General features: G+C 72.7%; 18 protein-coding genes. 13 read left to right on the top strand and 5 right to left on the bottom strand.

What is annotated here, in order from left to right:
* Positions 1-75 precede the first annotated feature (75 nt).
* Entirely contained in the window at positions 76-1620 is a 1545-nt protein-coding gene (locus ACH4N1_RS21340; protein WP_398099090.1) for an alpha/beta hydrolase, read from the bottom strand.
* Between the two features lie 215 nt (positions 1621-1835).
* Positions 1836-4541, bottom strand: a complete 2706-nt coding sequence (locus ACH4N1_RS21345; RefSeq protein WP_398099092.1) for a lysylphosphatidylglycerol synthase domain-containing protein — start codon at positions 4539-4541, stop codon at positions 1836-1838.
* Positions 4542-4726: 185 nt separating this feature from the next.
* Between ACH4N1_RS21345 and ACH4N1_RS21350 the strand changes: the two genes are divergently transcribed.
* The 5 genes from ACH4N1_RS21350 to nudC all read left to right on the top strand — a co-directional run bounded on the left by ACH4N1_RS21350 (position 4727) and on the right by nudC (position 15274).
* Positions 4727-5140, top strand: coding sequence for an MGMT family protein (locus ACH4N1_RS21350; protein ID WP_398099093.1), 414 nt, complete (start codon positions 4727-4729; stop codon positions 5138-5140).
* 308 nt (positions 5141-5448) lie between these two features.
* A complete protein-coding gene (locus tag ACH4N1_RS21355; RefSeq protein WP_398099095.1) occupies positions 5449-8994 on the top strand; it encodes an ATP-dependent helicase in 3546 nt (1181 codons plus the stop codon).
* Positions 8995-9159: 165 nt separating this feature from the next.
* Positions 9160-12723, top strand: coding sequence for a UvrD-helicase domain-containing protein (locus ACH4N1_RS21360; protein ID WP_398099097.1), 3564 nt, complete (start codon positions 9160-9162; stop codon positions 12721-12723).
* Between the two features lie 43 nt (positions 12724-12766).
* Entirely contained in the window at positions 12767-14170 is a 1404-nt protein-coding gene (locus ACH4N1_RS21365; RefSeq protein WP_398099099.1) for a dipeptidase, read from the top strand.
* Positions 14171-14326: 156 nt separating this feature from the next.
* Positions 14327-15274, top strand: a complete 948-nt coding sequence (gene nudC, locus ACH4N1_RS21370; protein ID WP_398099101.1) for an NAD(+) diphosphatase — start codon at positions 14327-14329, stop codon at positions 15272-15274.
* Positions 15275-15355: 81 nt separating this feature from the next.
* On the opposite strand, the gene ACH4N1_RS21375 is transcribed toward nudC, so the two are convergent.
* Positions 15356-15598 (bottom strand): mycoredoxin, encoded by a 243-nt coding sequence (locus ACH4N1_RS21375; RefSeq protein ID WP_382784432.1) that lies wholly within the window; start codon positions 15596-15598, stop codon positions 15356-15358.
* Positions 15599-15785: 187 nt separating this feature from the next.
* Here ACH4N1_RS21375 and ACH4N1_RS21380 point away from each other — a divergent pair, with 187 nt between their 5' ends.
* The 4 genes from ACH4N1_RS21380 (at position 15786) to ACH4N1_RS21395 (ending at position 19353) form a co-directional block, all read left to right on the top strand.
* Positions 15786-17990: an ATP-dependent DNA helicase UvrD2 gene (locus ACH4N1_RS21380; protein ID WP_398099103.1), complete on the top strand. Its 2205-nt coding sequence runs from the start codon at positions 15786-15788 to the stop codon at positions 17988-17990.
* Between the two features lie 165 nt (positions 17991-18155).
* On the top strand, positions 18156-18482 hold the full coding sequence (locus tag ACH4N1_RS21385; protein ID WP_398099105.1) for a hypothetical protein: 327 nt from the start codon (positions 18156-18158) through the stop codon (positions 18480-18482).
* Between the two features lie 179 nt (positions 18483-18661).
* Complete coding sequence (locus tag ACH4N1_RS21390; RefSeq protein WP_030038270.1) at positions 18662-19030, top strand: WhiB family transcriptional regulator; 369 nt, start codon at positions 18662-18664, stop codon at positions 19028-19030.
* Positions 19027-19353: a hypothetical protein gene (locus tag ACH4N1_RS21395; protein WP_398099106.1), complete on the top strand. Its 327-nt coding sequence runs from the start codon at positions 19027-19029 to the stop codon at positions 19351-19353. The genes ACH4N1_RS21390 and ACH4N1_RS21395 overlap by 4 nt, the downstream gene beginning before the upstream one ends.
* 168 nt (positions 19354-19521) lie before the next feature.
* On the opposite strand, the gene ACH4N1_RS21400 is transcribed toward ACH4N1_RS21395, so the two are convergent.
* Entirely contained in the window at positions 19522-20892 is a 1371-nt protein-coding gene (locus ACH4N1_RS21400; protein ID WP_398099108.1) for an ABC1 kinase family protein, read from the bottom strand.
* Positions 20885-22102, bottom strand: coding sequence for a TOMM precursor leader peptide-binding protein (locus ACH4N1_RS21405; protein WP_398099110.1), 1218 nt, complete (start codon positions 22100-22102; stop codon positions 20885-20887). Before ACH4N1_RS21405 ends, ACH4N1_RS21400 begins: the two co-directional genes overlap by 8 nt.
* A gap of 238 nt (positions 22103-22340) precedes the next feature.
* Here ACH4N1_RS21405 and ACH4N1_RS21410 point away from each other — a divergent pair, with 238 nt between their 5' ends.
* The 4 genes from ACH4N1_RS21410 to ACH4N1_RS21425 all read left to right on the top strand — a co-directional run bounded on the left by ACH4N1_RS21410 (position 22341) and on the right by ACH4N1_RS21425 (position 26314).
* Entirely contained in the window at positions 22341-22940 is a 600-nt protein-coding gene (locus tag ACH4N1_RS21410; protein WP_398099112.1) for a M48 family metallopeptidase, read from the top strand.
* Positions 22941-23138: 198 nt separating this feature from the next.
* Positions 23139-24848 (top strand): TerD family protein, encoded by a 1710-nt coding sequence (locus ACH4N1_RS21415; protein ID WP_398099114.1) that lies wholly within the window; start codon positions 23139-23141, stop codon positions 24846-24848.
* A gap of 11 nt (positions 24849-24859) precedes the next feature.
* Complete coding sequence (locus ACH4N1_RS21420; RefSeq protein WP_363092857.1) at positions 24860-25540, top strand: AIM24 family protein; 681 nt, start codon at positions 24860-24862, stop codon at positions 25538-25540.
* 18 nt (positions 25541-25558) lie between these two features.
* Positions 25559-26314: an AIM24 family protein gene (locus ACH4N1_RS21425; protein WP_398099116.1), complete on the top strand. Its 756-nt coding sequence runs from the start codon at positions 25559-25561 to the stop codon at positions 26312-26314.
* The last annotated feature ends 4 nt before the right edge of the window (positions 26315-26318 follow it).

Genomic DNA, 26318 nt, shown 5'->3' on the forward strand with positions numbered 1-26318 from the left:
AGTAGGCGGATCGCCGCGCACCCCGTCAGGCCTGTGGATAACCGTTTGACCTGCATGTTTGTCGAGTTCGAGGGGTCAGGAGCAGACCGTCCCGGCGGTCGGTGCCCTCCCGTTCAGCAGGTAGCCGTCCACCGCCGCCCGCACACAGGTGTTCTTGCTGTCGTATGCGCCGTGTCCCTGCCCCCTGTACGTCAGCTCCACCCCGACGCCCTTGCCGAGGGCGTCCACCATCCTGCGCGCGCCCTCGTACGGGGTGGCCGGATCGCCCGTGTTGCCCACGACGAGGATCGGTGCGGAGCCGGCCGCGCTCACGTCGGGACGGTCGGCGGCGCCCGGCACGGCCCAGTCGGTGCAGCCGACCATGCCCCAGGCCAGGAAGTCCCCGAAGACGGGGGAGGCCGCCCGGAACTCCGGAAGCCTGCGCTCCACCTGGGCGACGGAGTAGCGCGGCTTGTCGTCGGCGCAGTTCACGGAGACGTTGGCGGCGATGAGGTTGCTGTACTCGCCGTTCTCGTTGCGGCCGTTCATGGAGTCGGACAGCAGCATGAGGATCCTGCCGTCGCCGTCGTAGGCCTGGTCCAGGCCCTCGGTGAGGTACTCCCAGAAGTCCTTCGAGTACAGCGACTGCGCGATGCCGTTGGTCGCGGCGGTCTGTGTCAGTTCGCGCGGGAAGACACCGGGGATCGGCTTGCCGTCCAAGCTCTTCAGCAGGGCCGCGATCCGGTCCTCGACGTCCTGCGGGGTGTTCCCGACGGGGCAGTCCTCCGTTCTCGACGTGCAGTCCTCGGCGTAGTTGTCGAGTGCGAGCTGGAAACCCCTGGCCTGCCCGAGCGCGCTCTGCTCGGGTGTCCGTGTCGGGTCGACGACCGCGTCGAAGACGGCACGGCCCAGGTTCTTCGGGAACAGGTGGGCGTAGACGCCGCCGAGTTCGGTGCCGTAGGAGATGCCGAAGTAGTGCAGCCTGTCGTCACCGAGGACCTGGCGCATGAGGTCCATGTCGCGGGCCGCGTCGGTGGTGCGCACGTGCGGCAGCATCCTCTTCGACTTCTTCGCACAGGCCGCGTTGAACTTCTTGGTGCTGTCCAGGAGCGTGCCGCGTTCGGCGGCGTCGTCGGGAGTCATGTCCTGCTGGAGGTGGGCATCGAGCTGCTGGTCGTTCTCGCAGCGCACGCCCGCGCTGCGGCCCACCCCGCGCGGGTCGAAGCTCACCAGGTCGTAGCGGGTGCGCAGGGTCGCGTACTCCTCGCCGAACGCGGGCAGGGTGGTGACCCCGGAGCCGCCGGGCCCGCCGAAGTTGAACAGCAGGGAGCCGATCCGCCGGTTCTCGGCACCGCTCGCCCGCGCCCTGATCAGCGCGACGCCGATCGTGTCGCCCCCGGGATCGTTCCAGTCCAGGGGCGCCCGCATGGTCGCGCACTCCCACTCGTCGCCGTCCGGCAGCGGCGACGGTGCGTTGCCCCCGCCCTCGGACGGGGACGGTGCGGGGCAGTCCTTCCAGCTCAGCTTCTGCGCCGTCAGATCCTCGTCGCGGGAGTCACCGCCGCACCCCGCCACCAGGGAGGACAACAGCACGGCGGTGGCGGTGAGCACGGCGGCGCGCGGGCGGGAGGGGTTCGGCACGATCCCATCCTGGGGTCGTGCCCGCCTCCGCGCGCGGGGCACGGTCCGTACGAGGTAACGCCGTTCCCGGGGCAGGGGCGTGTTCCGAAAGCGGCGTCGTCTGCCCGCAGGACGGGCCGGGCTTCGGGAAAACGGCTAGGGTCTTTCGTTTGGATCAGGCCGGATCAGGGACGGCGCCAGGCCCCGCGAGCCCGGCATGATCCAAACGAGAGGCCCTAGAGGGCGCCCTTGCGGGTGAGCTGGGTGAAGGCCAGCCAGCCCGGCAGCACCGGCAGCCACAGCGTCAGCAGCCGGAACAGCAGGACCGCGGGGGCGGCGACCTCCTTGGGCAGGCCGACGGCGATCAGACCGACCGTCAGGGTCGCCTCCACCGCGCCGACACCGCCCGGCGTCGGGGCGGCGGAACCGAGGGCGTTGCCGGCGAGGAAGACGACTGCGACGCTGGCGATGCTGATCGAGGTCGTCTCGTCGCCGAAGGCGCGGATCGACGCGTCCAGGCACATCACGAAGCAGGCCGTCAGCAACAGCATGCCGCCGATGCCGGTCACCAGCTTCTGCGGCCGCTGGAGCACGTCCAGCATGCGCGGCACGACGCCCGCGAACAGCGACCTCACGCGCGTGACGACGAACTTCCGCAGGAACGGCACCGAGGTCACCACGAGAACCAGCACCGCCACCGTCAGCAGACCCGCGATGACGGTCCGGGACGGCGACAAGGACGGCGTCTTCTCGGTGCCCGTCAGATAGCCGAACGACAGCAGCATCAGGATGTGGCAGCCCAGCCCGAACAACTGCGAGGCACCGACGCTCGCCACCGCCAGTCCCGGCCGCACCCCCGCGCGCTGGAGGAACCGCGTGTTGAGGGCGACCCCGCCGACCGCGGGCGGCGCGACGATCTTCACGAAGGACCCGGCCACCTGCGCGGCCACCGTACGCGGGAACGGCACCCGCTCCGGCACGAAACCCAGCAGGCTCATCGCGGCCGCCACATAGCTCGCCGCCGAGAACAGCACGGCCGCGGCGACCCAGCCCCACTCGGCGTTGGCGATGAGCGGGCCGAACTTGATGTGGGTGAGCTGCGTCAGGAGGAAGTACGCGCCGATCGCGCCGGCGATGAAACTGATCAGCGTGCGCGGCCGCACCCGCTCGAGGCGGGCGGGCTCGACCGGCGCCTGGGGGCGGATGCGCAGCACCTCGTGCCGGATCTGGGTGAGCAGGTCCTCCTCGCGGGCCTCCTCCAGCGCCTCGTCGATGGCCCGCTTCTCGGCCCGTGTCTCCGCGCGTACGGCCTTCTTCTCGACCTTGCCCGCGGGCGGCCCGGCCTCGTGTCCGGCCGCCTCGTGGCGGGCCTGCTTGGCCTGCCGGGAGGCTTCCAGGACGGCGTCCCGCTCGCGCTGTGCCCGCTCCCGGGCGAGCCTGCGCAGTGTCGCGCGCGTGGAGCGGCTCAGCGCGATGGGCTGGAGCATCGGCAGGCAGTCGGCGACGGCGTCGGGGCCGAGCACGCTCACCGCGGAGGCCACCGCGCGCTCGGCGCCCACCCGCAGGCCGAGCGTCACCAGCAGTTGCGAGGTGTCCATGCGCAGCAGCAGATCGCCGGCCGCGATCTCGCCGACGCGCATGTCGGTGAGGATCACCGTGCCGGAACGATCCACCAGTATCGCGTCGCCGACGAGCCTGCGATGCGCGATGCGACGGGACTGCAGGGCGCGCACCTGGTGCCAGGTGTCGTGCAGCAACGCGTCGGTGATCTCCTCGTCGGCCAGTGAGTCCAGGGTGCGGCCCCCGGTGTGCTCGTAGACGAGCATCACGGCGTCGGGGCCCAGCTCGGACGTCGCGATCAGCTTCGGCGCGTTGGCTCCCGCCGCGATCGCCGCGTAGGCCAGCAGCGCCTCCTGTTCCAGCGCCTGGCGCAGCGACTGGAGGCTGCTGCGGGTGGCGAAGCCGCGCAGGGTCAGATTGCGCCACGCGCGGTAGAAGAAGCCCTGCGCCTGCTGCTCGCGGTCCACCACGGTGACGTCCAGCGGTGGGCCGTCCTCCAACGTGACGAAGTAGCGCCGGCCGCGGTCGCCGGTCTCCGGGGTCTCCGGGACCTCCTGGCGCGCTGCGCTCACCGGGCGGAAGCCGACGTGCCGCAGGCCCGCCATCAGCGTCCGTCCCGTGGGCCGGACATTGGGCGAGCCGACCGCGTACAGCGTGCCGTACGCGACGGTCCAGCCGATCAGCACCGTCAGGATGATCGAGAACGGTGTCGTGTAGCCGGTGACGAGCATCGAGAACGCGTCGAGCATCAGCACGATCCACAGCACCGCGCGCCAGCGGGGACGCCGTGACATGCCGACGGCCGTCATGTAGGCGATCACGGGCGCCAGGTAGCCGTGGACGGGGTCGGTGAGGGCGTGGATGTCGCCCGGGGAGGGCTGGGTGAGCGCCTCCTGGATCGAGTCCGGGGCGCCCTTGGCCACCCACAGGTCGGTGGCGAGTGTCACTCCGTGGGCGAGGACCGCCGCGAGCACGCCGTCGGCGATCCGCAGCCCGTCCCGCTTGATGAGCCGCTCGATCGCGAACGCCACGGGCACCAGCAGGATCGCGATGCTGGACGCCAGTCCCGCGATCTTGATGAGGAGGTCGGGCGCCTGTCCGGTGCCCTTGTTGATGTCCTGTTCCAGGCCCGAGGTCGTTCCGTGCGCGAAGGCGGCGACGCCCAGCAGGACGACGACGGCCAGTACGCCGACCAGCAGCCGCATGAGGTCGGAGGGGCGGTGCACGCGCGCGGGGAGGAGCGGTTCGTCGCCCTCGACCTCGTCGATGTGCGTCACCTCGACCAGGTCCTCGTCCTCTCCCGCCGGGCCGGCGGTGTCCGGGCGCGACGCAGCGTCAGAGGTGCCCTCCGCGTCCTCGGGATGCACACCCTGCTGCTTCATCGTCTCTTCTTGGTCTCGTATCACCGGTCACCGCCCGCACGATGGTGGCATGCCGCACCGACACACGGGGGCATCAGGGTGCGGAGGCGGGGCGCACAGTCTGCCCGAAGCGCCGCCGTGGGGCGAGGGTCACACGGAGTTCTCGACCCGTCGCACTGTCGGTGGGGTGGTGCAGGATGGGGCGGATGAGCGAGCAGAGCCTTCCGGACGCCGCCCGCCCGGAGCACACCGGTGACACGCCACCGGACCACGCCGGCGACGCGCTGCCGGAGTACGCCGAGCGCGTCCTCGAGGTCGCGGAGCTGATCCCGCGCGGGCGGGTCATGACCTACGGCGACGTGGCCGAATGGCTCGAGGAGGGCGGCCCGCGCCAGGTGGGCCGGGTGATGGCCCTCTACGGCGGAGCCGTCCCCTGGTGGCGCGTCGTGCGCGCCGACGGGGTGCTGCTGCCGGGCCACGAACTGCGGGCCCTCGACCGGTACCGCGCGGAGGGCACGCCCCTGAAGGGGGCGAGCCGGGCCGCCGAGGGGCATCTGCCGCGCCTGGACATGAGACGGGCGAGGTGGGACGGCGGTGAGCGTGCGGAGGGTCACACCTGACAGCTTCCGCCATCGACCCCGCCCGAGGGGAGCTTGTGGCCCGTACGGGGGAAACGGGGCACGCCCGTGACATGGCGTACGTTCGATGGGCGAGGGACCCGGGTGGCCTGCGGGTCGCACGGGCCCTGAGGGAAGAAGCGGAAGCCGTCCTTCCGACCCGCCCGTCGGCGTAGCGTCGGCCGCACGCGTCGCCCTCATCCCGGGACCACCGCCCGCCCCGGGCGGCACCCGTCCCACCACGAACCCCTCGCGACGGCGCCCCGCGCCGGACGTGACGATCTGCACACCCACCAGGACCGGCGAACCACGTGAGCTCCTCTTCCTCCACCAGGCGCCTGCCGCACCCCCAGGGACGGCAGGGGAGCCGTGGCGCGTATCGGCTGGTCCGGACCCGGCCGGTGCGGGTGGATCCCCCTCGTCTGGACGCCGCACAGCGCTCCGTGGTTGACCACACCAGCGGCCCACTGCTGGTCCTCGCGGGTCCGGGCACCGGGAAGACCACCACGCTCGTCGAGTCGGTCGCGGCCCGCGTGGCGCGCGGCGGCGACCCCGCGCGCGTCCTCGTACTGACCTTCAGCCGCAAGGCGGCCGTCGAACTGCGCGACCGGATGGCGCTGCGCATGGGCGCCGCCCGGGCGCCCCGCGCCACCACCTTCCACTCGTACTGCTACGCCCTGGTCCGCGCCGAACAGGACAGCGACCTGTTCGCCGAACCGCTGCGGCTGCTCTCCGGCCCCGAACAGGACGTGGCCGTCCGCGAGCTGCTCGCCGGCCAGATCGCACTCCAGCGGCGGGGCCTCGCGCACGTGCGCTGGCCCGACGACCTCCGCGCCTGCCTCACCACGCGCGGGTTCGCCGACGAGGTCCGGGCGGTGCTCGCCCGCAGCCGCGAACTGGGCCTCGGCCCCGACGCCCTGGACGCCTTCGCCGGCCGCATCGGCCGCCCCGACTGGCGGGCCGCGGCCTCCTTCCTCGCCGAGTACCTCGACGTCCTCGACCTGCACGGCGTGATCGACTACGCCGAACTCGTCCACCGCGCCGTCCTGCTCGCCCACCGCCCCGAGATCGCCCGGCGGCTCGCCGCGCAGTACGACGCCGTCTACGTCGACGAGTACCAGGACACCGACCCCGCCCAGGTACGGCTGCTGCACGCCCTCGCGGGCGGCGGCCGCACCCTGGTCGCCTTCGGAGACCCGGACCAGTCGATCTACGCCTTCCGGGGCGCCGACGTGAACGGCATCCTGGAGTTCCCGGGCACCTTCCCGCGCCACGACGGGCACCCGGCCCCCGTCGAGGTCCTGCGCACCTCCCGCCGCTCCGCGGCCGCGGTGCTGGCCGCCACCCGCCTCGTGACCCAGCGCATGCCCCTCACCCGGCTTCCGGCGGAGAAGGTCCGCGCCCACCGGGACCTCGCCCCCACGCGCGAGGGCGGTCGTGTCGAGGTCTACACGTACCCGACATCCGGCACCGAGCTCGACAACATCGCCGACATCCTGCGCCGGGCGCACCTGGAGGACGGCGTGCCCTGGGGCGAGATGGCCGTCCTGGTGCGGGCCGGCTCCCGCACGATTCCCACGGTCCGCCGTGCCCTGACAGCCGCGGGCGTCCCCCTCGACATCGACGGCGACGACCTGCCCCTGCGCCACGAGCCCGCGGTGGCCCCCCTGCTGACGGCACTGCGCGCGGTGGCCACGGCGGAGGCGGCCTCGGGCCCGGTGCGGCCCGACGGGCCGGGGGAGAGCGGCCCGGGAGAGGACGGCGGACCCGCGGGCGGTGAGGCACTCCGCGTCGACGGTGAGGCGCCCGTCGACGCGGAAGGAACAGACGCACCCGGCCCTGACCCATCCGGCCCTGACCCATCCGGCCTGGAGGCACCCGGCCCTGACCCATCCGGCCTGGAGGCACCCGGCCCTGACCCATCCGGCCTGGAGGCAACCGACGTCGACACCGCCGTCGCCGGGCCAGCCGCACCGGACGCCTGCTGGCTCGACACCGAGACCGCCCTCACCCTGCTCACCTCCCCCCTCGCGAGCATGGACGCCGCCGACCTGCGTCGCCTCGGACGTGCCCTGCGGGACGAGGAACGGGCCGCGGGCAACCCTCTGCCGCCGCCGTCGGACGAACTGCTCACGCGTGCCCTCGCCGAACCGGAGCGCCTGGCCGTGCACGACCCCGTGTACGCGCGCGGTGCCCAGCGGCTGGGCGCGCTGTTGAAAAGGGCCAGGGAACGCCTCGCGGGCGGCGGCACGGCCGAGGAGGCGCTCTGGGACCTGTGGGAGGGCACGCCCTGGCCCGCGCGCCTGGAACGGTCCGCCCGCCGCGGCGGCGCGGCCGGCCGCAACGCCGACCGCGACCTGGACGCCGTATGCGCGCTGTTCGCCACCGCCGCACGCGCGGAGGAGCGCACCGGCGGGCGCGGCGCGCTGAACTTCCTGGCCGAGATCGAGGCCGAGGACATCGCCGCCGACACCCTCACCCGGCGCGCGGCGCGCCCCGACGCCGTACGTCTGATGACCGCGCACCGCGCCAAGGGACTGGAGTGGAGCCTGGTCGTCGTCGCGGGCGTGCAGGAGGGGCTGTGGCCCGACCTGCGCCGCCGCGGCTCCCTGCTGGAGGCCGACCGCATCGGCCGCGACGGACTCGCCGAACCACTCACGCCGGGCGCCCTGCTCGCGGAGGAGCGCCGCCTGTTCTACGTGGCCGCCACACGCGCGCGTGACCGGCTCGTCGTCACGGCGGTCAAGGCGCCCGCGGACGACGGCGACCAGCCCTCCCGCTTCCTCACCGAACTCGGCGTCGAGCCCAAGGACGTCACGGGCCGCCCGCGCCGCCCCCTGTCGGTCGCCGCGCTGGTCGCGGAACTACGTGCCACCACGGTCGACCCGCGCGTCTCGGAGCCGCTCAGGGAAGCCGCGGCGCGGCGCCTCGCACGCCTGGCCGCCCTGGCCGACGAGGACGGCCGGCCCCTGGTGCCGTCGGCGCACCCCTACCGCTGGTGGGGCATGTTCGAGCCGACCGAGAGCAAGGTGCCGCTGCGCGACCGCGACCGGCCCGTCGTGCTCTCCGGCAGCGCCCTCGACCAACTCGCCAACACCTGCGCCCTCCAGTGGTTCCTGGGCCGGGAGGTGAAGGCCGACGCCCCCGCCACGGTCGCCCAGGGCTTCGGCAACGTGGTGCACGTCCTCGCCGACGAGGTCGCCTCCGGACACACCCCGGCCGACCTCGCCGTTCTCACCGAGCGCCTCGACTCCGTGTGGAACGCGCTCGCCTTCGACGCGCCCTGGAAGTCGGCGCAGGAGAAGCAACACGCGCGCATGGCGCTCGAACGGTTCCTGAAGTGGCACGTCATGGACCGCGCCGGCCGCACGCCCGTCGCGAGCGAGCACGACTTCGACGTCACCCTGGAGGCGGGCGAGTACGAGGTCCGCATCCGCGGCCAGATGGACCGCGTCGAGGCCGACGGCGACGGCCGTGCCTACGTCGTCGACTTCAAGACCGGCAAACAGGCACCCACCGCGCGCGAGGTGGAGCGGCATCCGCAGCTCGCCGTGTACCAGCTCGCCGTCCGCGAAGGCGCCGTCGACGAGGCCTTCGACGGCGCCCGCCCCGAGCCGGGCGGCGCCGAACTCGTGCAGTTGCGCCAGGGTGCCGCCAAGCGGGACGGTGGCGAGACCCTGCCCAAGGTGCAGGCGCAGGAGCCGCTCGAGGGCGAGTGGGTCGGTGAGCTGCTGGCCACCGCGGCCGGCAAGGTCCTCGACGAACGGTTCACGCCCACCGCCGGCCAGCACTGCACGCACTGTGCCTTCCGCGCCTCGTGCAGCGCCCGGCCCGAGGGACGCCACGTGGTGGAGTGAGCCCGCCGGCGGACCACGGCGCGGAAGCGGCACGCGCGGCGCGGCGCGCGCCGCAGCACGGGGAGACTGGTGTGACGGACCGCACCAGCCCTCCTGACCTGCACGTCCTGTGCCGCGGCAGGCGTTTTGTCATCGACTGTCGGTGGCCGCCATTAGCCTCTCCCCATGCCCGCCCGTATCACCGATCCCGAGCAGCTCAAGGAGCTCCTCGGGATCCCCTTCACCCCGGAGCAGACGGCCTGCATCACCGCACCGCCCGCCCCGCAGGTGATCGTGGCCGGAGCCGGATCGGGCAAGACGACGGTGATGGCCGCGCGCGTGCTGTGGCTGGTCGGCACCGGCCAGGTCGCCCCCGAGCAGGTCCTCGGCCTGACCTTCACCAACAAGGCCGCCGGCGAGCTCGCCGAGCGCGTCCGCAAGGCCCTGGTCAGGGCCGGCGTCACCGACCCCGACGTCATCGACCCGGACAACCCGCCGGGCGAACCGGTGATCTCCACGTACCACTCCTTCGCGGGCCGCCTGCTGACCGACCACGGCCTGCGCATCGGCCTGGAACCGACATCCCGGCTGCTCGCCGACGCCACCCGCTACCAACTCGCCGCACGCGTGCTGCGCGAGGCACCCGGCCCCTACCCGGCACTCACCCGTTCCTTCGCCGACCTGGTCAGCGACCTGCTCGCCCTCGACTCCGAGCTGTCCGAGCACCTGGTCCGCCCGGAGGACCTGCTCGCGTGGGACTCCGGTCTGCTGCGCACCCTGGAGGGCACCAAACTCAGCAACGCCGACCTGCGCAAGGTGCCCGAGACCGCCGCCGCCCGGCGCGAACTCGCCGAGCTGGTGCTGCGCTACCGGGCCGCCAAGCGCGAGCGCGACCTGCTCGACTTCGGCGACCAGATCGCCCTCTCCGCCCGGCTCGCCCGGATCCCCGAGGTGGGGCGCGTCCTGCGCGACGAGTTCCGCGTGGTGCTCCTGGACGAGTACCAGGACACCTCCGTGGCCCAGCGCACCCTCCTGGCCGGCCTCTTCGGCGACGGAACCGGCCACCCCGTCACCGCGGTCGGCGACCCCTGCCAGGCGATCTACGGCTGGCGCGGCGCGTCCGTCGCCAACCTCGACGACTTCCCCGAGCACTTCGCCCTCGCCGACGGCAGCCCCGCGACCCGGCAGGCGCTCAGCGAGAACCGCCGCAGCGGCGGCCTCCTCCTCGACCTCGCCAACGGCCTGGCCGAACCGCTGCGCGCCATGCACGCGGGTGTGGAGGCGCTGCGCCCCGCCCCCGGCGCCGAACGCGACGGAATGGTCCGCTGCGCGCTCCTGACCACCCACGCCGAGGAGATCGACTGGATCGCCGACTCCATTGCGCACCTGGTGAACACCGGCAAGGCGCCCGGCAAGATCGCCGTCCTGTGCCGTACGGCCACCGACTTCGCCGAAATCCAGGGTGCCCTGGTCGCCCGTGACGTACCCGTCGAGGTGGTGGGCCTCTCGGGCCTGCTGCACCTGCCCGAGGTCGCCGACCTCGTCGCCGTCTGCGAAGTCCTCCAGGACCCCGGCGCCAACGCCGCCCTGGTCCGCCTGCTCACCGGCCCGCGCTGGCGCATCGGCCCCCGTGACCTCGCCCTGCTGGGGCGGCGCGCGCGGCTGCTCGTGTCCCGCACGCGCGACGGCGACGGCGACGACCCGGACCGGCGGCTCGCCGAGGCGGTCGAGGGCGTCGACCCCTCCGAGGTGATATCCCTCGCGGACGCCCTGGACACCTTCCTGGAGGCAGCCCTGGAGGGAACCGACGACGGACTGCCCTTCTCGCCGGACGCGCGCGTGCGCTTCGCCCGGCTCGCGGCGGAACTGCGCGACCTGCGCCGCTCCCTGGCCGACCCGCTGATGGACGTCCTGCACCGCGTTCTCGCCGTCACCGGCCTCGAGGTCGAACTGTCGGCGTCCCCGCACGCCCTGGCCGCCCGCCGCCGCGAGACCCTGTCGAACTTCCTCGACATCGCCGCCGCCTTCGCCGCCGCGGAGAGCGAGGCGAGCCTGCTCGCCTTCCTCGGCTTCCTGCGCACCGCCGCCCAGTACGAGAAGGGGTTGGACAACGCCCTGCCCGGCGGGGAGAACACCGTCAAGGTCCTCACCGCGCACCGGTCCAAGGGCCTGGAGTGGGACGTGGTCGCCGTCCCCGGGCTGGTCACCGGCACCTTCCCCAGCGGCCAGGGCCGCGAGAAGTGGACCGCCCAGGCCAAGGTGCTGCCGCACGGGCTGCGCGGCGACGCCGACACACTGCCCGACGTCGAGGCCTGGGACTCCCGGGGCATGAAGGCCTTCCACGAGGCCATGAAGGACCACCAGCACACCGAGGAACTGCGCCTCGGCTACGTCACCTTCACCCGCCCCCGCTCCCTGCTCCTCGGCTCGGGCCACTGGTGGGGGCCCACCCAGAAGAAGCCCCGCGGTCCCTCCGCCTTCCTCCAGGCCCTGCACGACCACTGCGCCGCCGGGTACGGCGAGATCGAGGCCTGGGCCGACGAACCCGGGGAGGACGAGGAGAATCCCGTCCTCCACCGGGCGTCCGCAGACCAGGTCTGGCCGCTGCCCCTGGACGACGCCGCGCTGGTCCGCCGCCGCGCCGCCGCCGAGACCGTCCTCACCCACCTGGAGAACCTCGCCGCGGCCGGGACGGGCGCACACGCACCCGAGACCCACGACGACCCCGACTGGCCCGTACCGCCGACCGAGGACGAGCCGGACCCGTACGACGAGCCGCACCCGTACGACGAATCCGACAGGTACGGCGGGCCGGACCCCTACGACGAGTCAGGCCCCTACGACGAACCGGACCCGTACGGCGAACCGGACCCGTACGGCGAACCGGATCCCTTCGCGGAGGCCGCCCCCGGCCGCCCCCGCACCCAGCCCCCGGCCCGCGCCGGCGAGGGGAGCACCGTCCGCCCCCTCGTCCCGCACCAGGCGCCGCCCCCCGAGCGGCGCCCGGCCCGCCTCACGCCCGAGGAAGCCCGCACGGTCGCCTCCTGGGACCGTGACCTGGACGCGCTCACCGGGGAACTGCTGCGCGCCCGGCAGAACGTCACGGACGTGCCCCTGCCGGTGACGCTGACCGCGTCGCAGGTGCTGCGCCTGGCCGCCGACCCCGACGGGCTCGCCCAGGAGCTCGCACGTCCCATGCCGAGCCCGCCCCAGCCGGCCGCGCGCCGGGGCACGAGGTTCCACGCGTGGGTGGAGGCCCGCTTCGAGGAGCTGCCCCTGCCCTTCCTGGAACCGGAGGAGCTGCCCGGTGCGGACGCGGAGATCGCCGACGAACGCGACCTGGCGGCGCTCAAGGACGCCTTCGAGCGCACCGAGTACGCCCACCGCACCCCCTGCCGCGTCGAGGTCCCCGTCCAGCTCACCCTCGGCGGCCGCGTCGTACGGGGCCGTATCGACGCCGTCTACGAGGTCCTCGGCCACGACGGCGTGACGTACGAGATCGTCGACTGGAAGACCGGCCGGGGACGCGACGGCGACCCGCTCCAGCTCGCCGTCTACCGGCTCGCGTGGGCCGAGCAGCAGGGCGTGCCCGTGGAATCGGTCACAGCGGCGTTCGTGTACGTGCGCACCGGCGAGGTCGTACGGCCCGGGGATCTGCCGGACCGGGCCGCGCTGGAGCGCCTGTTGACGGGGGAGGAGGCTCCGGAGGACGGTCTCGGGGGACCGGTCGCGAAAGCAAACCGTGCGTGAGCGCCCGGTCGGGAGGCCGGTGCGGCCGGATAGGCTCGTGACCATGAGCCAGACCCCGGACAGCGCCGTCCGCACGTACATCGAGCGCCACCGTGCGGCGTTCCTCGACGACCTCGCCGAGTGGCTGCGCATCCCGTCGGTCTCCGCCCAGCCCGACCACGCGCCCGACGTACGCCGAAGCGCCGACTGGCTCGCCGCCAAGCTCAGGGAGACCGGCTTCCCGGCCGCCGAGGTCTGGCAGACGCCCGGCGCGCCCGCCGTCTTCGCCGAGTGGCCGTCCGGCGACCCGCAGGCACCCACCGTCCTGGTCTACGGCCACCACGACGTGCAGCCCGCCGCCCGCGAGGACGGCTGGGACAGCGACCCCTTCGAGCCGGTCGTCCGCGGGAACCGTCTCCACGCGCGCGGGGCGGCCGACGACAAGGGCCAGGTCTTCTTCCACACCCTGGGCGTGCGCGCCCACCTCGCCGCCACCGGCCGGACCACCCCGGCCGTCAACCTCAAGCTGCTGATCGAGGGAGAGGAGGAGTCCGGCTCCCCCCACTTCCGCGCCCTGGTCGAGGAACACGCCCGGCGGCTCGCCGCCGACGCCGTGATCGTCTCCGACACCGGCATGTGGTCCGAGGACACCCCGACGGTGTGCACGGGCATGCGCGGGCTCGCCGAGTGCGAGATCCGCCTGTCCGGCCCCGACCAGGACATCCACTCCGGCTCCTTCGGCGGCGCCGTGCCCAACCCGGCCACCGCCGCCGCCCGCCTCGTCGCCGCCCTGCACGACGAGCACGCACGCGTGACCGTCCCCGGCTTCTACGACGGCATCGTCGAACTCACCGACCGCGAACGCGAGCTCTTCGCCGAGCTGCCCTTCGACGAGGAGCGCTGGCTGCGCACCGCCAAGTCGCACGCCACCCACGGCGAGGCCGGGCACACCACCCTGGAGCGCATCTGGGCCCGCCCCACCGCCGAGGTCAACGGCATCGGCGGCGGATACCAGGGCCCCGGCAGCAAGACGATCGTCCCGTCCTCCGCCTTCGTGAAACTGTCCTTCCGGCTGGTCGCGGGACAGGACCCCGACCACGTGGAGAAGGCGGTCCGCGCCTGGGCCGACGAGCAGGTGCCCGCCGGCATCCGTCACGAGATCACGTTCCGCCCCGCCACACGCCCGTGCCTGACCCCGCTGGACCACCCGGCCCTGCAGTCCGTCGTGCGCGCCATGGGCCGCGCCTTCGAAGCCCCCGTCCGCTTCACCCGCGAGGGAGGCTCGGGCCCCGCCGCCGACCTCCAGGAGGTACTCGGCGCCCCGGTGCTCTTCCTGGGCATCTCCGTCCCCTCCGACGGCTGGCACGCCCCGAACGAGAAGGTGGAGCTGGACCTTCTGCTGAAGGGCGTCGAGACCACCGCCTATCTCTGGGGCGACCTCGCCGACACCTGGCGCCATGCGCCCTGACGACCCCGCCCGGACCGGAGCGACACCGCGCGCGGGGCACACTGGAGAAGCCGCCCCGCACGGTGACACCGCACCCGGCCCGGTGGCCCCCCTGCCGCACGACCCGCTGAACCGCCCGCCGAAACAACCGTTCCACCGGGGGAGTTGGAAGCACCTGTGACCACCTGGACCGACCAGAACGCCGACCGACCCATCTCGCTCACCGCCCCGAGCGGCATCGACCGCGCCGCCCACCACCGGCTCGACGAGGCCTGGCTCGCGGCGGCGTGGAGCCACCCCACGACACGCTGCTTCGTCGTCTCCGGCGGCCAGGTCCTCATCGACGAGACGTCCGACGGCCGGACCGAACTCGTCATGACGCCCTCCTTCGAGGCCCCGCTCACCGAGGCCCACCGCTACTTCCTGGGCACCGACGCCGACGGCGTCAGCTACTTCGCCCTGCAGAAGGACGCGCTGCCCGGCCGCATCGACCAGTCCGCCCGCCCCGCGGGCCTGCGCGAGGCCGGACTGCTGCTGTCGCCGCGCGACGCCGGCCTCATGGTGCACGCGGTCGGCCTGGAGAACTGGCAGCGCACCCACCGCTTCTGCTCCCGCTGCGGCGAGCGCACGGTCATCGCCGCCGCCGGCCACATCCGCCGCTGCCCCGCCTGCGGCGCCGAGCACTACCCGCGCACCGACCCGGCGGTGATCATGGCGGTCACGGACGAGGAGGACCGCATCCTGCTCGGCCGCCAGGTCCACTGGCCGGAAGGCCGCTTCTCGACGCTGGCCGGTTTCGTCGAGCCCGGCGAGTCCATCGAGCAGGCGGTGCGCCGGGAGGTCTTCGAGGAGGCCGGCGTCGTCGTCGGCGGCCAGGTCGAGTACGTCGCCAGCCAGCCGTGGCCGTTCCCGTCCAGCCTCATGCTCGGCTTCATGGCCCGCGCCACCTCCACCGACATCGACGTCGACGGTGACGAGATCCACGAGGCCCGCTGGTTCTCCCGCGACGAACTCGGCGCGGCCTTCGAGTCCGGCGAGGTCCTGCCCCCCTACGGCATCTCCATCGCGGCCCGCCTGATCGAACTCTGGTACGGCAAGCCGCTGCCGACCCGCAACGTCATGTGAGACCGGATGCAGGAAGGGCGGCCCCTGAGACCCAGGGACCGCCCTCTCTGCTTTCGCCGTACCGCCGAGGAGTCCGGCGGGCTACGCGCCGATCTTCTGCTTGACCTGTGCCAGCGAGGGGTTCGTCAGCGTCGAACCGTCGGCGAACAGCACCGTCGGCACCGTCTGGTTTCCGCCATTCGCCTTCTCCACGAACGCCGCGGACTCCGGGTCCTGCTCGATGTTGATCTCGGTGTACGCGATGCCCTCGCGGTCCAGCTGCTTCTTCAGCCGCTGGCAGTAACCGCACCACGTGGTGCTGTACATCGTCACAGTGCCCAGCATGTCTCTCGTGCTCCTTCGGCGGGTCCGGGGTAACAGGTGGTCGCAGGGGGAGAACGTCCGCGCACGGCACACCATTCCCGTGCGGTGCGGACGGCGGAGGGTGACCCTCGCCGCATTGATACGACTACCGGTGCCCCCCTGTGGACAACCGGCTCACGCGTCTCCGGTGACCTGGCAGCATGGCTGTGTGACAGCAGCAACGCACTCCACACTCTTCCCGCAGGTACCGGACTCGGCCGACGCGGTGCTCGAAGGGCTCGACCCCGAGCAGCGCGAGGTGGCCACCGCCCTGCACGGCCCGGTGTGCGTGCTGGCCGGAGCCGGTACCGGCAAGACGCGGGCGATCACCCACCGCATCGCCTACGGCGTGCGCGCCGGCATCCTGCATCCCTCCAGCGTCCTCGCCGTCACGTTCACCAACCGCGCCGCCGGAGAGATGCGCGGGCGGCTGCGCCAGCTCGGCGCCCAGGGCGTCCAGGCACGCACCTTCCACTCCGCGGCCCTGCGCCAGCTGCAGTATTTCTGGCCGAAAGCGATCGGTGGCTCCTTGCCCCGCCTCGTCGACCGCAAGGTCCAGCTCGTCGCCGACGCGGCAGCCGCCTGCCGTATCCGCCTCGACCGGGGCGAGCTGCGGGACACCACCGCGGAGATCGAGTGGTGCAAGGTCACCCAGACCGTCCCCGCCGACTATGCGGCGGCCGCCGCCAAGGCCGGCCGCGAGACGCCCCGCGCGCCCGCCGAGATCGCCCAGCTGTACAGGGCCTACGAGGATCTCAAACGCGAGCGCGGCGTCATCGACTTCGAGGACGTGCTCCTGCTGACCGTCGCCGTCCTCCAGGACCGGCAGGACATCGCCGAGCAGGTCCGCGCCCAGTACCAGCACTTCGTGGTCGACGAGTACCAGGACGTCAGCCCCCTCCAGCAGCGTCTGCTGGAGCTGTGGCTCGGCGACCGGGACTCCCTGTGCGTGGTCGGTGACGCCAGCCAGACGATCTACTCGTTCACCGGCGCCACCCCCGACCACCTTCTCGACTTCCGCACCCGCCACCCGGGGGCCACCGTCGTCAAACTGGTCCGCGACTACCGTTCCACCCCCCAGGTCGTCCACCTCGCCAACGGTCTGCTGGCCCAGGCCCGGGGCCGGGCCGCAGACCACCGCCTGGAACTGATCTCCCAGCGTGCACCGGGACCCGAACCCGTCTACGCCGAGTACACCGACGAGCCCGCCGAGGCCGAGGGCGCGGCCCGCCGCATCCGCGAGCTGCTGGCCGCCGGCGTCCGGCCCGCCGAGATCGCCGTCCTGTTCCGCACCAACGCCCAGTCCGAGACCTACGAGCAGGCGCTCGCCGACGCCGGTATCCCCTACCAGCTGCGCGGCGCCGAGCGGTTCTTCGACCGCCCCGAGGTACGCAAGGCGATCAACGCGCTGCGCGCCGCCGCCCGCTTCGGCGGCAACGACGCCCTCCTCGAGGACGTCGTCGACCTGCCCTCCCAGGTGCGCGCGGTCCTGTCCGGCGAGAACTGGACGCCCCAGCCGCCGGCCGGTTCCGGTGCCGTCCGGGAGCGCTGGGAGTCGCTGGCCGCCCTGGTGCACCTGGCGCAGGACTTCACCGCCGCCCGAGCGGACGCGACCCTCGCCGACCTGATCGCCGAACTCGACGAGCGCGCGGGCGCCCAGCACGCCCCGACGGTCCAGGGCGTCACCCTCGCCTCCCTGCACTCGGCCAAGGGCCTGGAGTGGGACGTCGTCTTCCTGGTCGGCGTCGCCGAGGGCATGATGCCGATCACCTACGCGCGCACCGACGAGCAGGTCGAGGAGGAACGTCGCCTGCTCTACGTCGGCGTCACCCGGGCCCGTGAGCGCCTCCACGTCTCCTGGGCGCTCTGCCGTTCGCCGGGCGGCCGGCCGAACCGCCGACCCAGCCGGTTCCTCGACGGGCTGCGCCCCGGCTCGGGCAGCGCGGCCGGGCGCGGCGCCGGGGTCGGCGCCGGGGGCGTCGAGCGCGGTTTCGGGAGCGCGACCACGGGCGTGGCGGTCGGGCCGCGCCGGACCCAGCGCACCCCGGCCCGTTGCCGGATGTGCGGGCGCACCCTGACCGACGGCGGCGAGATGAAGCTGATGCGCTGCGAGGACTGCCCCTCCGACATGGACGAGGGGCTCTACGAGCGGCTGAGGTCCTGGCGCGCGGTCCAGGCCCGGCGGTCCGGGCAGCCCGCGTTCTGCGTCTTCACGGACAAGACGCTGATCGCGATTGCCGAGACCGCCCCCGAGGAACCGGGTGAACTCGCGCGGATCCCGGGCGTCGGCGCCCGCAAGCTCAACCGCTACGGAACCGATGTCCTGGCCATCTGCGCAGGCCAGGACCTGGCGGCGGAGGACGGCGACGACTGATCCGAACTCGTCGGAAAAATAGTTTGCGCATGCCCCAGGAATCCCCATAGGTTCTTAGGCACGAGAACAGAGGCCTTCTCCAAGGCCCCGGTTCCGTGCTGTACTTGCATATCCGTCGGACCGGTTCGTCCTGGTCCCCCGAGACGCCGAGAGGAGGCGATTCCAGTGATCAGCATCAAGACCAACTCCGTCAGCACCACCAAACTGACCGATCGCTCGAACGTCTCCACGTGCATTCTCGCCGCCTCGAACCTGGGCACCGGTCTGTCCGGCATTCGTGCCGACCTGTCGGCGTCCTCCTCCGTTGCCCCCGTGGGTCTTGTTGCCCGCGACCGCAGCGAGCGACCGACCGAGGCACTGGAAGCGGCAGTAAAGGCACAGGCGAATGCCTATGCCTTTACGGCGACCGGTGCCGGAGCCCGGAAGCAGACGACGCAGCACCACCTGATGTGGGCCTTCCGTGGGCCAGAACCCTGGAGTGATCCAGCCTGATCGTCGATCAGGCCGGCGCCTTCAGGGCCGCGGAACCCCACCCGGGATCCGCGGCCCTTCTGTTTGTCCCCGACCGGGGACGGCAGAGCGAAGGGGCCTCGGGACAAGAAAAGAACCCGGTACCAAGCCGCCTCCCGGCCCAACAGGGCCGGAAAACGACCAGACGAGGAAGACGACCCGTGCAACTCGAAGCGCACGCCCCGTCCGTACCGCCTTCCGAAACGATCCCCCCGCCCGGCCTCACGGAGGACTCCACCTTGACCCCGCTCACGGCGCTCACCGCGCTCGACGACGCCATCGAGAACCTCGGCGTACCCGTCCCGTGCCGCTCCTACGACCCGGAGGTCTTCTTCGCCGAGTCGCCCGCGGACGTGGAGTACGCCAAGTCCCTCTGCCGCACCTGCCCGCTGGTCGAGGCCTGCCTCGCCGGCGCCAAGGAGCGGCGCGAGCCCTGGGGCGTCTGGGGTGGCGAGCTGTTCGTCCAGGGTGTCGTCGTCGCCCGGAAGCGGCCGCGTGGCCGCCCGCGCAAGAACCCGGTCACGGCATGAACACCATCGCAGGAACGATCGACCGTCCCGTCACGCACGACCCCAAGAAGCAGGCCCCGATGAAGCCGTCCACCAGCGAGCCCGCAGGCTCCGCGACCCAAGACGTCACCACCACCGGCGCGAACGACTCGCGTCAGAACAGGACCCGCGAGATGCAACTCATCCCAGAAGCCCTGGCTCGTGCGCATATGCGCGACCGGCTGCACGCGGCCGAGCAGGAACGCCGGGCCATGCGCCTGGTGACCGCTCGCCGGATGCAGCGTCGGGCCGAGCGCGCCTCGCTGCGTGCTCGCCGGGCGCTCGCCATCGCCGTGATGCAGTGACACTTCTCACCTGAAGCGGTGGCCTTCCGACAGGGAAGGCGAAGCTCTCCACGCGGGGGCCGGTCCGTCCGAACGGACCGGCCCCCGCGGCGCGTCGTGCCACGGACGCCGCGACGCGGCCGAGGGGCGGCCGGCTCGGCCGCACGATCCGCCGTCCCCGGCGGCCGCTCACGCCTCGGCGACCGACTCCTCCGCCTCCAGGCCCTCGTCGGCGACGAATCCCGGAAGCCATTCCTCCAGTTCCTCCCGCAGTCGCACCGTCGCACCGAGCTGGCACAGCACGCCGATCGTGCTGAGCGTCACCCGGTGGATCAGCAGGTAGGCCGGAGGCAGGTTGAGCCGCCTGCCCAGCTGATAGGCGGGGGAGCGCGGGTCGGCGATCCGGGCCGCCTGACTGCGCATCCAGTCGCGTGTGAACGTGAACTCGTCGACCACCGCCGGTTCGATGATCGGCAGGAGGTAGTCGAGGACGGCGTCGGGCTCCAGCGCGATGGACTCCTTGACGAAGCCCTCCTCGCGCAGCAGCTCGTAGACCGCTCCCGCCTCACCGTCGAGGGTCATGCGCAGGGAGGTGCCGATCGGCTCGGGCAGACCGCCCGGGAGCCGGTCGACGGTGCCGAAGTCCAGGACGCCCAGGCGCCAGTCGTCCTCACCCTCCGGGCCACCGGGCACGAGACGGAAGTTGCCGGGGTGCGGGTCGGCGTGCAACAGGCCGGTGCGGGCCGGCCCGGAGAAGAGGAAGCGCGACAGCAGCTGACCGGCACGGTCGCGCTGCTCGGGGGTGCCGGCGGAGATCACCTCGGACAGGGGGACGCCGTCGATCCACTCCGTGACCAGGACCTGGTCGCACTGGTGGACCACCGCCGGGACCACGACATCGGGATCGTCGACGAACTCCTCCGCGTGGGCCTGCTGGGCCTGCGCCTCCAGCCCGTAGTCCAGTTCCTCCGAGACGCGGTCCCGCAGTTCGGTGATCAGCGGCTTGATGTCCATGCCGGGGATGAGCGGCCCCAGCAGTTTGGCGAAACGACTCAGTTGATTCAGGTCCGAGAGCAGGGCCTCGCCCGCGCCGGGGTACTGGACCTTGACCGCCACCTCCCGCCCGTCGTGCCACACCGCACGGTGCACCTGGCCGATCGAGGCGGCCGCGGCCGGCTTGTCGTCGAACGTGAGGAACAGGTCGGACCAGTCCTCGCCGAGCCGCTCCGCGAGCACGGAGTGCACCGTGCGGGTCGGCATGGGCGGCGCCGCCTCCTGGAGCTTGGTGAGGGCCGCGCGGTAGGGACCGGCGACCTCCTCGGGCAGGGCGGACTCGAAGACGGACAGGGCCTGCCCGAACTTCATCGCACCGCCCTTCAACTCGCCCAGGACCTTGAACAGCTGTTCCGCGGTGCGCTGTTGCAGCTCACGGCCGACGATCTCCGCGGACTCGCCCACGATTCTCTTGCCCAGGCCCCAGGTGGCCCGGCCCGCGAAGCCGAGCGGGAGCGCGGCGAGCTTGGCGGTCCGGGTGACCGCCTTCCGGGGAAGATCAGACATGCGCCCTCCAGGTCCCAGAAAGCCGCGCCGCGTCTGCCGTACGGCGTAACTCCTTCGAATGCCGTTGCTCCGCCATTGTCGCGCGCGACTCCGTGTCCTCGGAGAAGGTGTGTTCCTCATTACCTTTCTCCGCCGCCCCGCACGGGCATGCGGGGTGCGCCCACATCGGTCGCGCATGCCACTGGAGGGCCGGTACGGACACCTCCCAGCGGGCGCCCGCGCTGGAGGGGAGCGTGCCGTCGAGAAAGGCCAGCGCATGGGCCGCCGCCAGTCCCGCGACCGTGGTGGCCAGCGTCAGGTCGCAGGCGCGGACGGCGCGCCGCGTCCCGGAGTGCCACTGCGCGACCAGCCGGGGCCAGGCCGGGTCCCGGTCGGCGCGCGCCTGGTGGAGGCACCCCGCGCAGGCCGTCTCACCGGGCAGGACGAGCGGGCCCACCACTCCGGTCGCCTCCACCACTCCGGCGTGGAGATGCGGTGTGCCCGAGGCGATCAAGGACTCCGTCTCGGCCGGAGCCGGAGCGTGCACGGACACGTCGTCCCTCGGGGTGAGGACCACCAGGGAGAAACCGGGCACGTCCGTCCCGGCCGGTGAGCGGGTGCTCCTGCGGGGTGGTCTGTCCGGTGCGGCCCGGCGCACCGCACGACGGGCGGACTCGTCCCGGCGCTCACCGACGGCCTCGGCGGGCAGCCCGCCCGGGGCGACGTCCCCCGGCTCCACCACGCCGCCGTCGCGCACGTCCACCTCACCGACCCCGGCGCCCGAGAGCAGAGAGGCCACCACGGCGCCCACCCGGCCCGCGCCCCGTACCTGCACGCGCAGCCGACGCCTGGCGGCCAGGTGCTCGATCGCCTCGCCCGGTTCCGAGGTGGTCAGCGACAGCGACGCGAGGTCAGGGCGCAGCCGGTCCATGACGTCCTTCTTCTCCCGCAGGGCGGCTCCCTCCGCCCCGCCCCCGCGCGCGTCGTCGAGCAGACCGGCCCGTGCCAGCCGCCGCACCAACTGATCCACGTGCCCGTCCGGCAGGTCCATCCGGCGCCCCTCCTCGCGCAGGAGAGGAAGCCCGCGGGTGCCGTCCAGCAGGTCCAGGAAACTGCCCGTCGCCGTGTCCACCGGGCCGAGCGTCAGCGCGTGCGCCGGGGCCAGCCCGAACTGCACGGTGTTCAGATCACGCCAGCCGCGCCGCAGCGCGGGTTTCACCATCGGATGCATCGAAGGCCCCCGTCAGCCGGAATCTCCCCGTACGCCGGCGGAGCGGGGCCATGGGACGGCCCGCCTCCGCCGACGACTGCCAGCATGCCCGGCGGCGCCGGAGGGCGCCGAAAGTTGTCCACAGGGAGCGGGAATCGTCGTACAAATCCGTCGTACGAGGCAAAAGTGAGGCGCGGGATCGAAACCGGACCGTCCCGGAGCCGGGACTTCCCCCGTGCGCAGCGGGTAACGTCGGGGCGTGCCCGCCGACCCACCGCACCGCGCCGGAACGCCGCAGCGCAGCACGACGAGCCAGCCGCCGAGCGGCTCATGGGCGAGCGCGATCGAGGTGCGCAGGAGCGCCCGTCGACGCCGCACTGTCTCCGCCTACCGCGAGGGCGATCGCACCGTCGTGCTCATCCCCGCCCGGATGTCCGAGGCCGAGGAGCAACGCTGGGTGAGCGTCATGCTCGACAAGCTCGCCGCCCAGGAGAGCCGCCGCCGCGCCCCCGGCGACGCCGAACTGGCCGAACGCGCCGAGCGGCTGTCGGCCCAGTACTTCGCGGGCCGGGCCCGGCCCGCGACGGTGCGCTGGGTCACCAACCAGAACACCCGCTGGGGCTCGTGCACCCCCGCCGAGGGCAGCATCCGCCTGTCGCACCGCCTCAAGGGCATGCCGGAGTACGTCGTCGACTACGTGCTCCTCCACGAGCTGGCGCATCTGCTGGTGCCCGGCCACGGCCCCGACTTCTGGCGGCTGCTGGAGGCGTACCCGCGCACCGAGCGGGCCCGCGGCTACCTGGAGGGGGTGGTCGCGGCCGGGCGGCTGCCCCACCCGCCCGGAACCGACGGGGAATGAGCCTTCGCGCGCGGGAGGCCCTTGGGGTGCCCCGCGCGGGTTGTGTGCCGGGCGATCCCCGAGGTGGCGCAGTCGGTGATCCTCAAGGTGTCCCGCGCGGGTTGTGTACCGGGTCTGTACCGACATCGTCCGATGTCCGGGTTTGCCGTTAGCCTGACGCGACGCACTCGCAATCGGGATGGGGGACGGTCGTTACGCATGTCCAGGGAATTCCAACGCGGCCACAAGGCCAGGATCAGTGACCTCACCGCGGGCACGGATCTGTACGTAGGCGTGCAGATCTCCGGTCCCGGCCTGACCTTCGACATCAGCTGCTTCGGCCTCGACGCCGACGAGCGGCTCTCGGACGACCGGTACTTCGTCTTCTTCAACCAGCCGAAGACCCCCGAGGAGTCGGTCCAGCTCCTGGGCGCCCAGGCGGGCGACACGGAGTCCTTCCGCGTCACCCTGGACCGGATCCCCCCGCAGATCCGGAAGCTGTCCTTCACCGCCACCCTGGACGGCGCCGGCCAGATGTCGCAGATCGCCCCCGGCTACCTGCGGATCGTCGCGGGCGGCCAGGAGGTGGCCCGCTACTCCTTCGACGGCTCGGAGTTCTCCACCGAGCGCGCGGTGATGCTGGGCGACTTCTACCTCAAGGACGTGTGGCGCTTCGCGGCCGTCGGGCAGGGCTTCGACGGCGGTCTGGACGCGCTGCTGAAGAACTTCGGCGGTGAGGTCGCCGAGGAAGAGGCGCCCGCCGCCGCGCCCCAGCCGCAGCCCGGTGCCGCTCCCGGCTTCGCCCCGCCCGCCCAGGCGTCCGCGCCGCCCGCGTTCGGCGCCCCGTCCGCGCCCGCTCCGACCCCCGCCCCGCAGCAGCCGCAGCCCGCGGCACAGGGCTTCGCCCCGCCGGCCGGTCCGTCTCCGGTCGCGCCCCAGCCGGTGCACGCCGCACCGACGATCGTCGCGCCCATGACCCCGCCCGGCGGAGTGCAGGTCCCGCCACCCTCCCCCGCCCCCGCGCCGTACGGCCAGCCCGGCCAGCAGCCCCCGTACGGGCAGCCGCCGCAGCAGCCGTACGGCCAGCCCGGCGCGCCCACCGCCCCGCCGCCGCCCGGTTACGGGCAGCCCCAGGCGCCGCAGGCTCCCACGCCGCCGCCGGGCTACGGGCAGCCGACCCCGCCGCCCGGCTACGGACAGCAGCCGGCGTTCGGCCAGGTGCCGGGCCAGCAGACCTACGGCGTGCCGCAGGGCGCGCCCCAGGGCGGCGCCGGTGTGACCGCGGCCCTCCAGCAGTTCAAGGAGACGCCGACGGGGCAGCGCTGGACACAGCAGAACCGGAAGCTGGTCCGCGTCGACCTCGGCGTCGGCGGCCAGCCCGTGCTGGCCCGGCAGGGCAGCATGGTGCTCTACCAGGGCAAGGTCGACTTCAGCTACAAGGGCGCCGGTTTCGCCGGCCGGATCGTCGGCAACACGACTGGTCAGGAGATGCAGCTGATGCGCTGCACCGGCCAGGGGCAGGTGTTCCTCGCCGAGGACTCCACGATGCTGCACCCCATCGAGCTCCAGGGCGACGGCATCTGCGTCTCCGCGGAGAACGTCCTCGCCTTCGACGAGAGCCTCCAGTACGAGGTGCGCCGCATCGAGGGGCACGGCATCCCCGGCGGCGCCCTCTTCACCATGCAGTTCACGGGCACCGGCACCATCGTCGTGAAGACGCACGGCACGCCCGTCGTCCTGCCGGTCACGCCGACGACCTTCGCCGACTGCAACGCCGTCGTCGCCTGGTCGGCCGCGGCCCAGGTCGTCGTCTCGAGCCAGGTGCGCATGCGCCGCAACGCCTATCCGGGCGACACGGGAGAGAGCGTGAACCTCCAGTTCCGGGCCGCTCCCGGCAACTTCATCGTCGTCCAGCCGTACGAGGTCTGAGGGAGCCCGTCATGAACCAGCCGCTCGCGGGCTACGCCCCCGCACCCGTCACCGCCCGCATGGAGAACCACGGCAACCACATGCTGAAGGTGGCCCTCCAGACCGGGAACGACCTCCTCGCGCGCGTGGGCTCGATGGTCGCCTACGAGGGCTTCATCCAGTACGAGCCCAACCCGCCGGCCGTGCGCCAGATCGCGCGCGACTGGATGACCGGCGAGGGCGCGCCCCTGATGAAGTGCTCCGGCGACGGCCTGCTCTACCTCGCCGACTACGGCGCGAACGTCGTCGTGATCAACCTCAACGGCGACGGCATCTCCGTCAACGCCACCAACCTGCTCGCCTTCGACGCCCACCTCACCTGGGGAGTCGAGCGGGTCAAGGGGATGGCGAAGTTCGCCGGACAGGGCCTGTGGAACACCAAGATCTCCGGGCAGGGATGGGTCGCGCTGACCTCCCGGGGCAAGCCGATCGTCGTCGACTGCGGCGGCGGCGAGAACGAGACCTACGTCGACCCGGACGCGCTCGTCGCCTGGTCCCCGAACCTCAAGGTCAAGGGCAAGCGCAGCTTCAAGGCACAGTCGCTGATCGGCCGGGGCAGCGGCGAGGCCTACCAGATGGCCTTCTCCGGAGAGGGCATCGTCGTCGTCCAGCCCAGCGAGGACAGCACCGACCGCCTTCGGGTCCGGGGCTGAGGGGGAGCCAGAGTCACCATGCAGAGCCCGCTTTTCGCCTACAACGACCAGCAGACCCAGGAACGCTGGAGCCTGCAGAACAAGCAGATGCTCCGCGTCGCCCTGGAGGGCCAGGACGACGTCCTCGCCCGCAAGGGCACGATGGTCGCCTACCAGGGCCTCGTCGAGTTCGACGCCGAGTTCCAGAGCAACAGCCAGTCACGCGCGCGTGCGCGGACCGGCGAGGGCCTGGACCTGATGCGCTGCCACGGGCAGGGCATCGTCTACCTCGCCAACCTCGCCCAGCACATCCACGTCGTGGAGGTCGACCACGAGGGACTGACCGTCGACAGCAGCTACGTCCTCGCCATGGACTCGGCGCTGCACCACGAGGTCATCGCCGTCGACAGCCTCTACGGCATCTCCGGCTCCGGGAAGTACCAGCTCAACATCACCGGCCGCGGACGGGTCGCCCTGATGACCTCGGGCGCGCCCCTGATGCTGCAGGTCACGCCCGACAAGTACGTCAACTGCGACGCCGACGCCATCGTCGCCTGGTCCACCGGGCTGCGGGTGCAGATGCAGGCGCAGACGCACTCCTCCGGGGTGTGGCGGCGTCGCGGCAACACCGGTGAGGGCTGGGAGCTGAGCTTCATGGGGACCGGCTTCGCGCTCGTCCAGCCGAGTGAACTGCTGCCGCCGCAGAACGCCCAGATCGGCTCCGGCCTCGCCGCGCAGTACGGCATGGGCCAACAGGGGGTGCGGACGCAGAACCAGGGCAACGCCTGGAGCTGACCGT

This window comes from Streptomyces sp. NPDC017202, from assembly GCF_044331705.1.
GTDB lineage: Bacteria > Actinomycetota > Actinomycetes > Streptomycetales > Streptomycetaceae > Streptomyces.

What these genes read in the sequence shown, in the direction of transcription:
- ACH4N1_RS21400 (WP_398099108.1), bottom strand. Translation starts at nt 20,892, where the DNA reads ATGTCTGATCTTCCCCGGAAGGCGGTCACCCGGACCGCCAAGCTCGCC.
- ACH4N1_RS21405 (WP_398099110.1), bottom strand. Translation starts at nt 22,102, where the DNA reads ATGCATCCGATGGTGAAACCCGCGCTGCGGCGCGGCTGGCGTGATCTG.
- ACH4N1_RS21345 (WP_398099092.1), bottom strand. Translation starts at nt 4,541, where the DNA reads ATGAAGCAGCAGGGTGTGCATCCCGAGGACGCGGAGGGCACCTCTGAC.
- ACH4N1_RS21375 (WP_382784432.1), bottom strand. Translation starts at nt 15,598, where the DNA reads ATGCTGGGCACTGTGACGATGTACAGCACCACGTGGTGCGGTTACTGC.
- ACH4N1_RS21415 (WP_398099114.1), top strand. Translation starts at nt 23,139, where the DNA reads ATGTCCAGGGAATTCCAACGCGGCCACAAGGCCAGGATCAGTGACCTC.
- ACH4N1_RS21395 (WP_398099106.1), top strand. Translation starts at nt 19,027, where the DNA reads ATGAACACCATCGCAGGAACGATCGACCGTCCCGTCACGCACGACCCC.
- ACH4N1_RS21360 (WP_398099097.1), top strand. Translation starts at nt 9,160, where the DNA reads ATGCCCGCCCGTATCACCGATCCCGAGCAGCTCAAGGAGCTCCTCGGG.
- ACH4N1_RS21425 (WP_398099116.1), top strand. Translation starts at nt 25,559, where the DNA reads ATGCAGAGCCCGCTTTTCGCCTACAACGACCAGCAGACCCAGGAACGC.
- ACH4N1_RS21365 (WP_398099099.1), top strand. Translation starts at nt 12,767, where the DNA reads ATGAGCCAGACCCCGGACAGCGCCGTCCGCACGTACATCGAGCGCCAC.
- ACH4N1_RS21350 (WP_398099093.1), top strand. Translation starts at nt 4,727, where the DNA reads ATGAGCGAGCAGAGCCTTCCGGACGCCGCCCGCCCGGAGCACACCGGT.
- ACH4N1_RS21420 (WP_363092857.1), top strand. Translation starts at nt 24,860, where the DNA reads ATGAACCAGCCGCTCGCGGGCTACGCCCCCGCACCCGTCACCGCCCGC.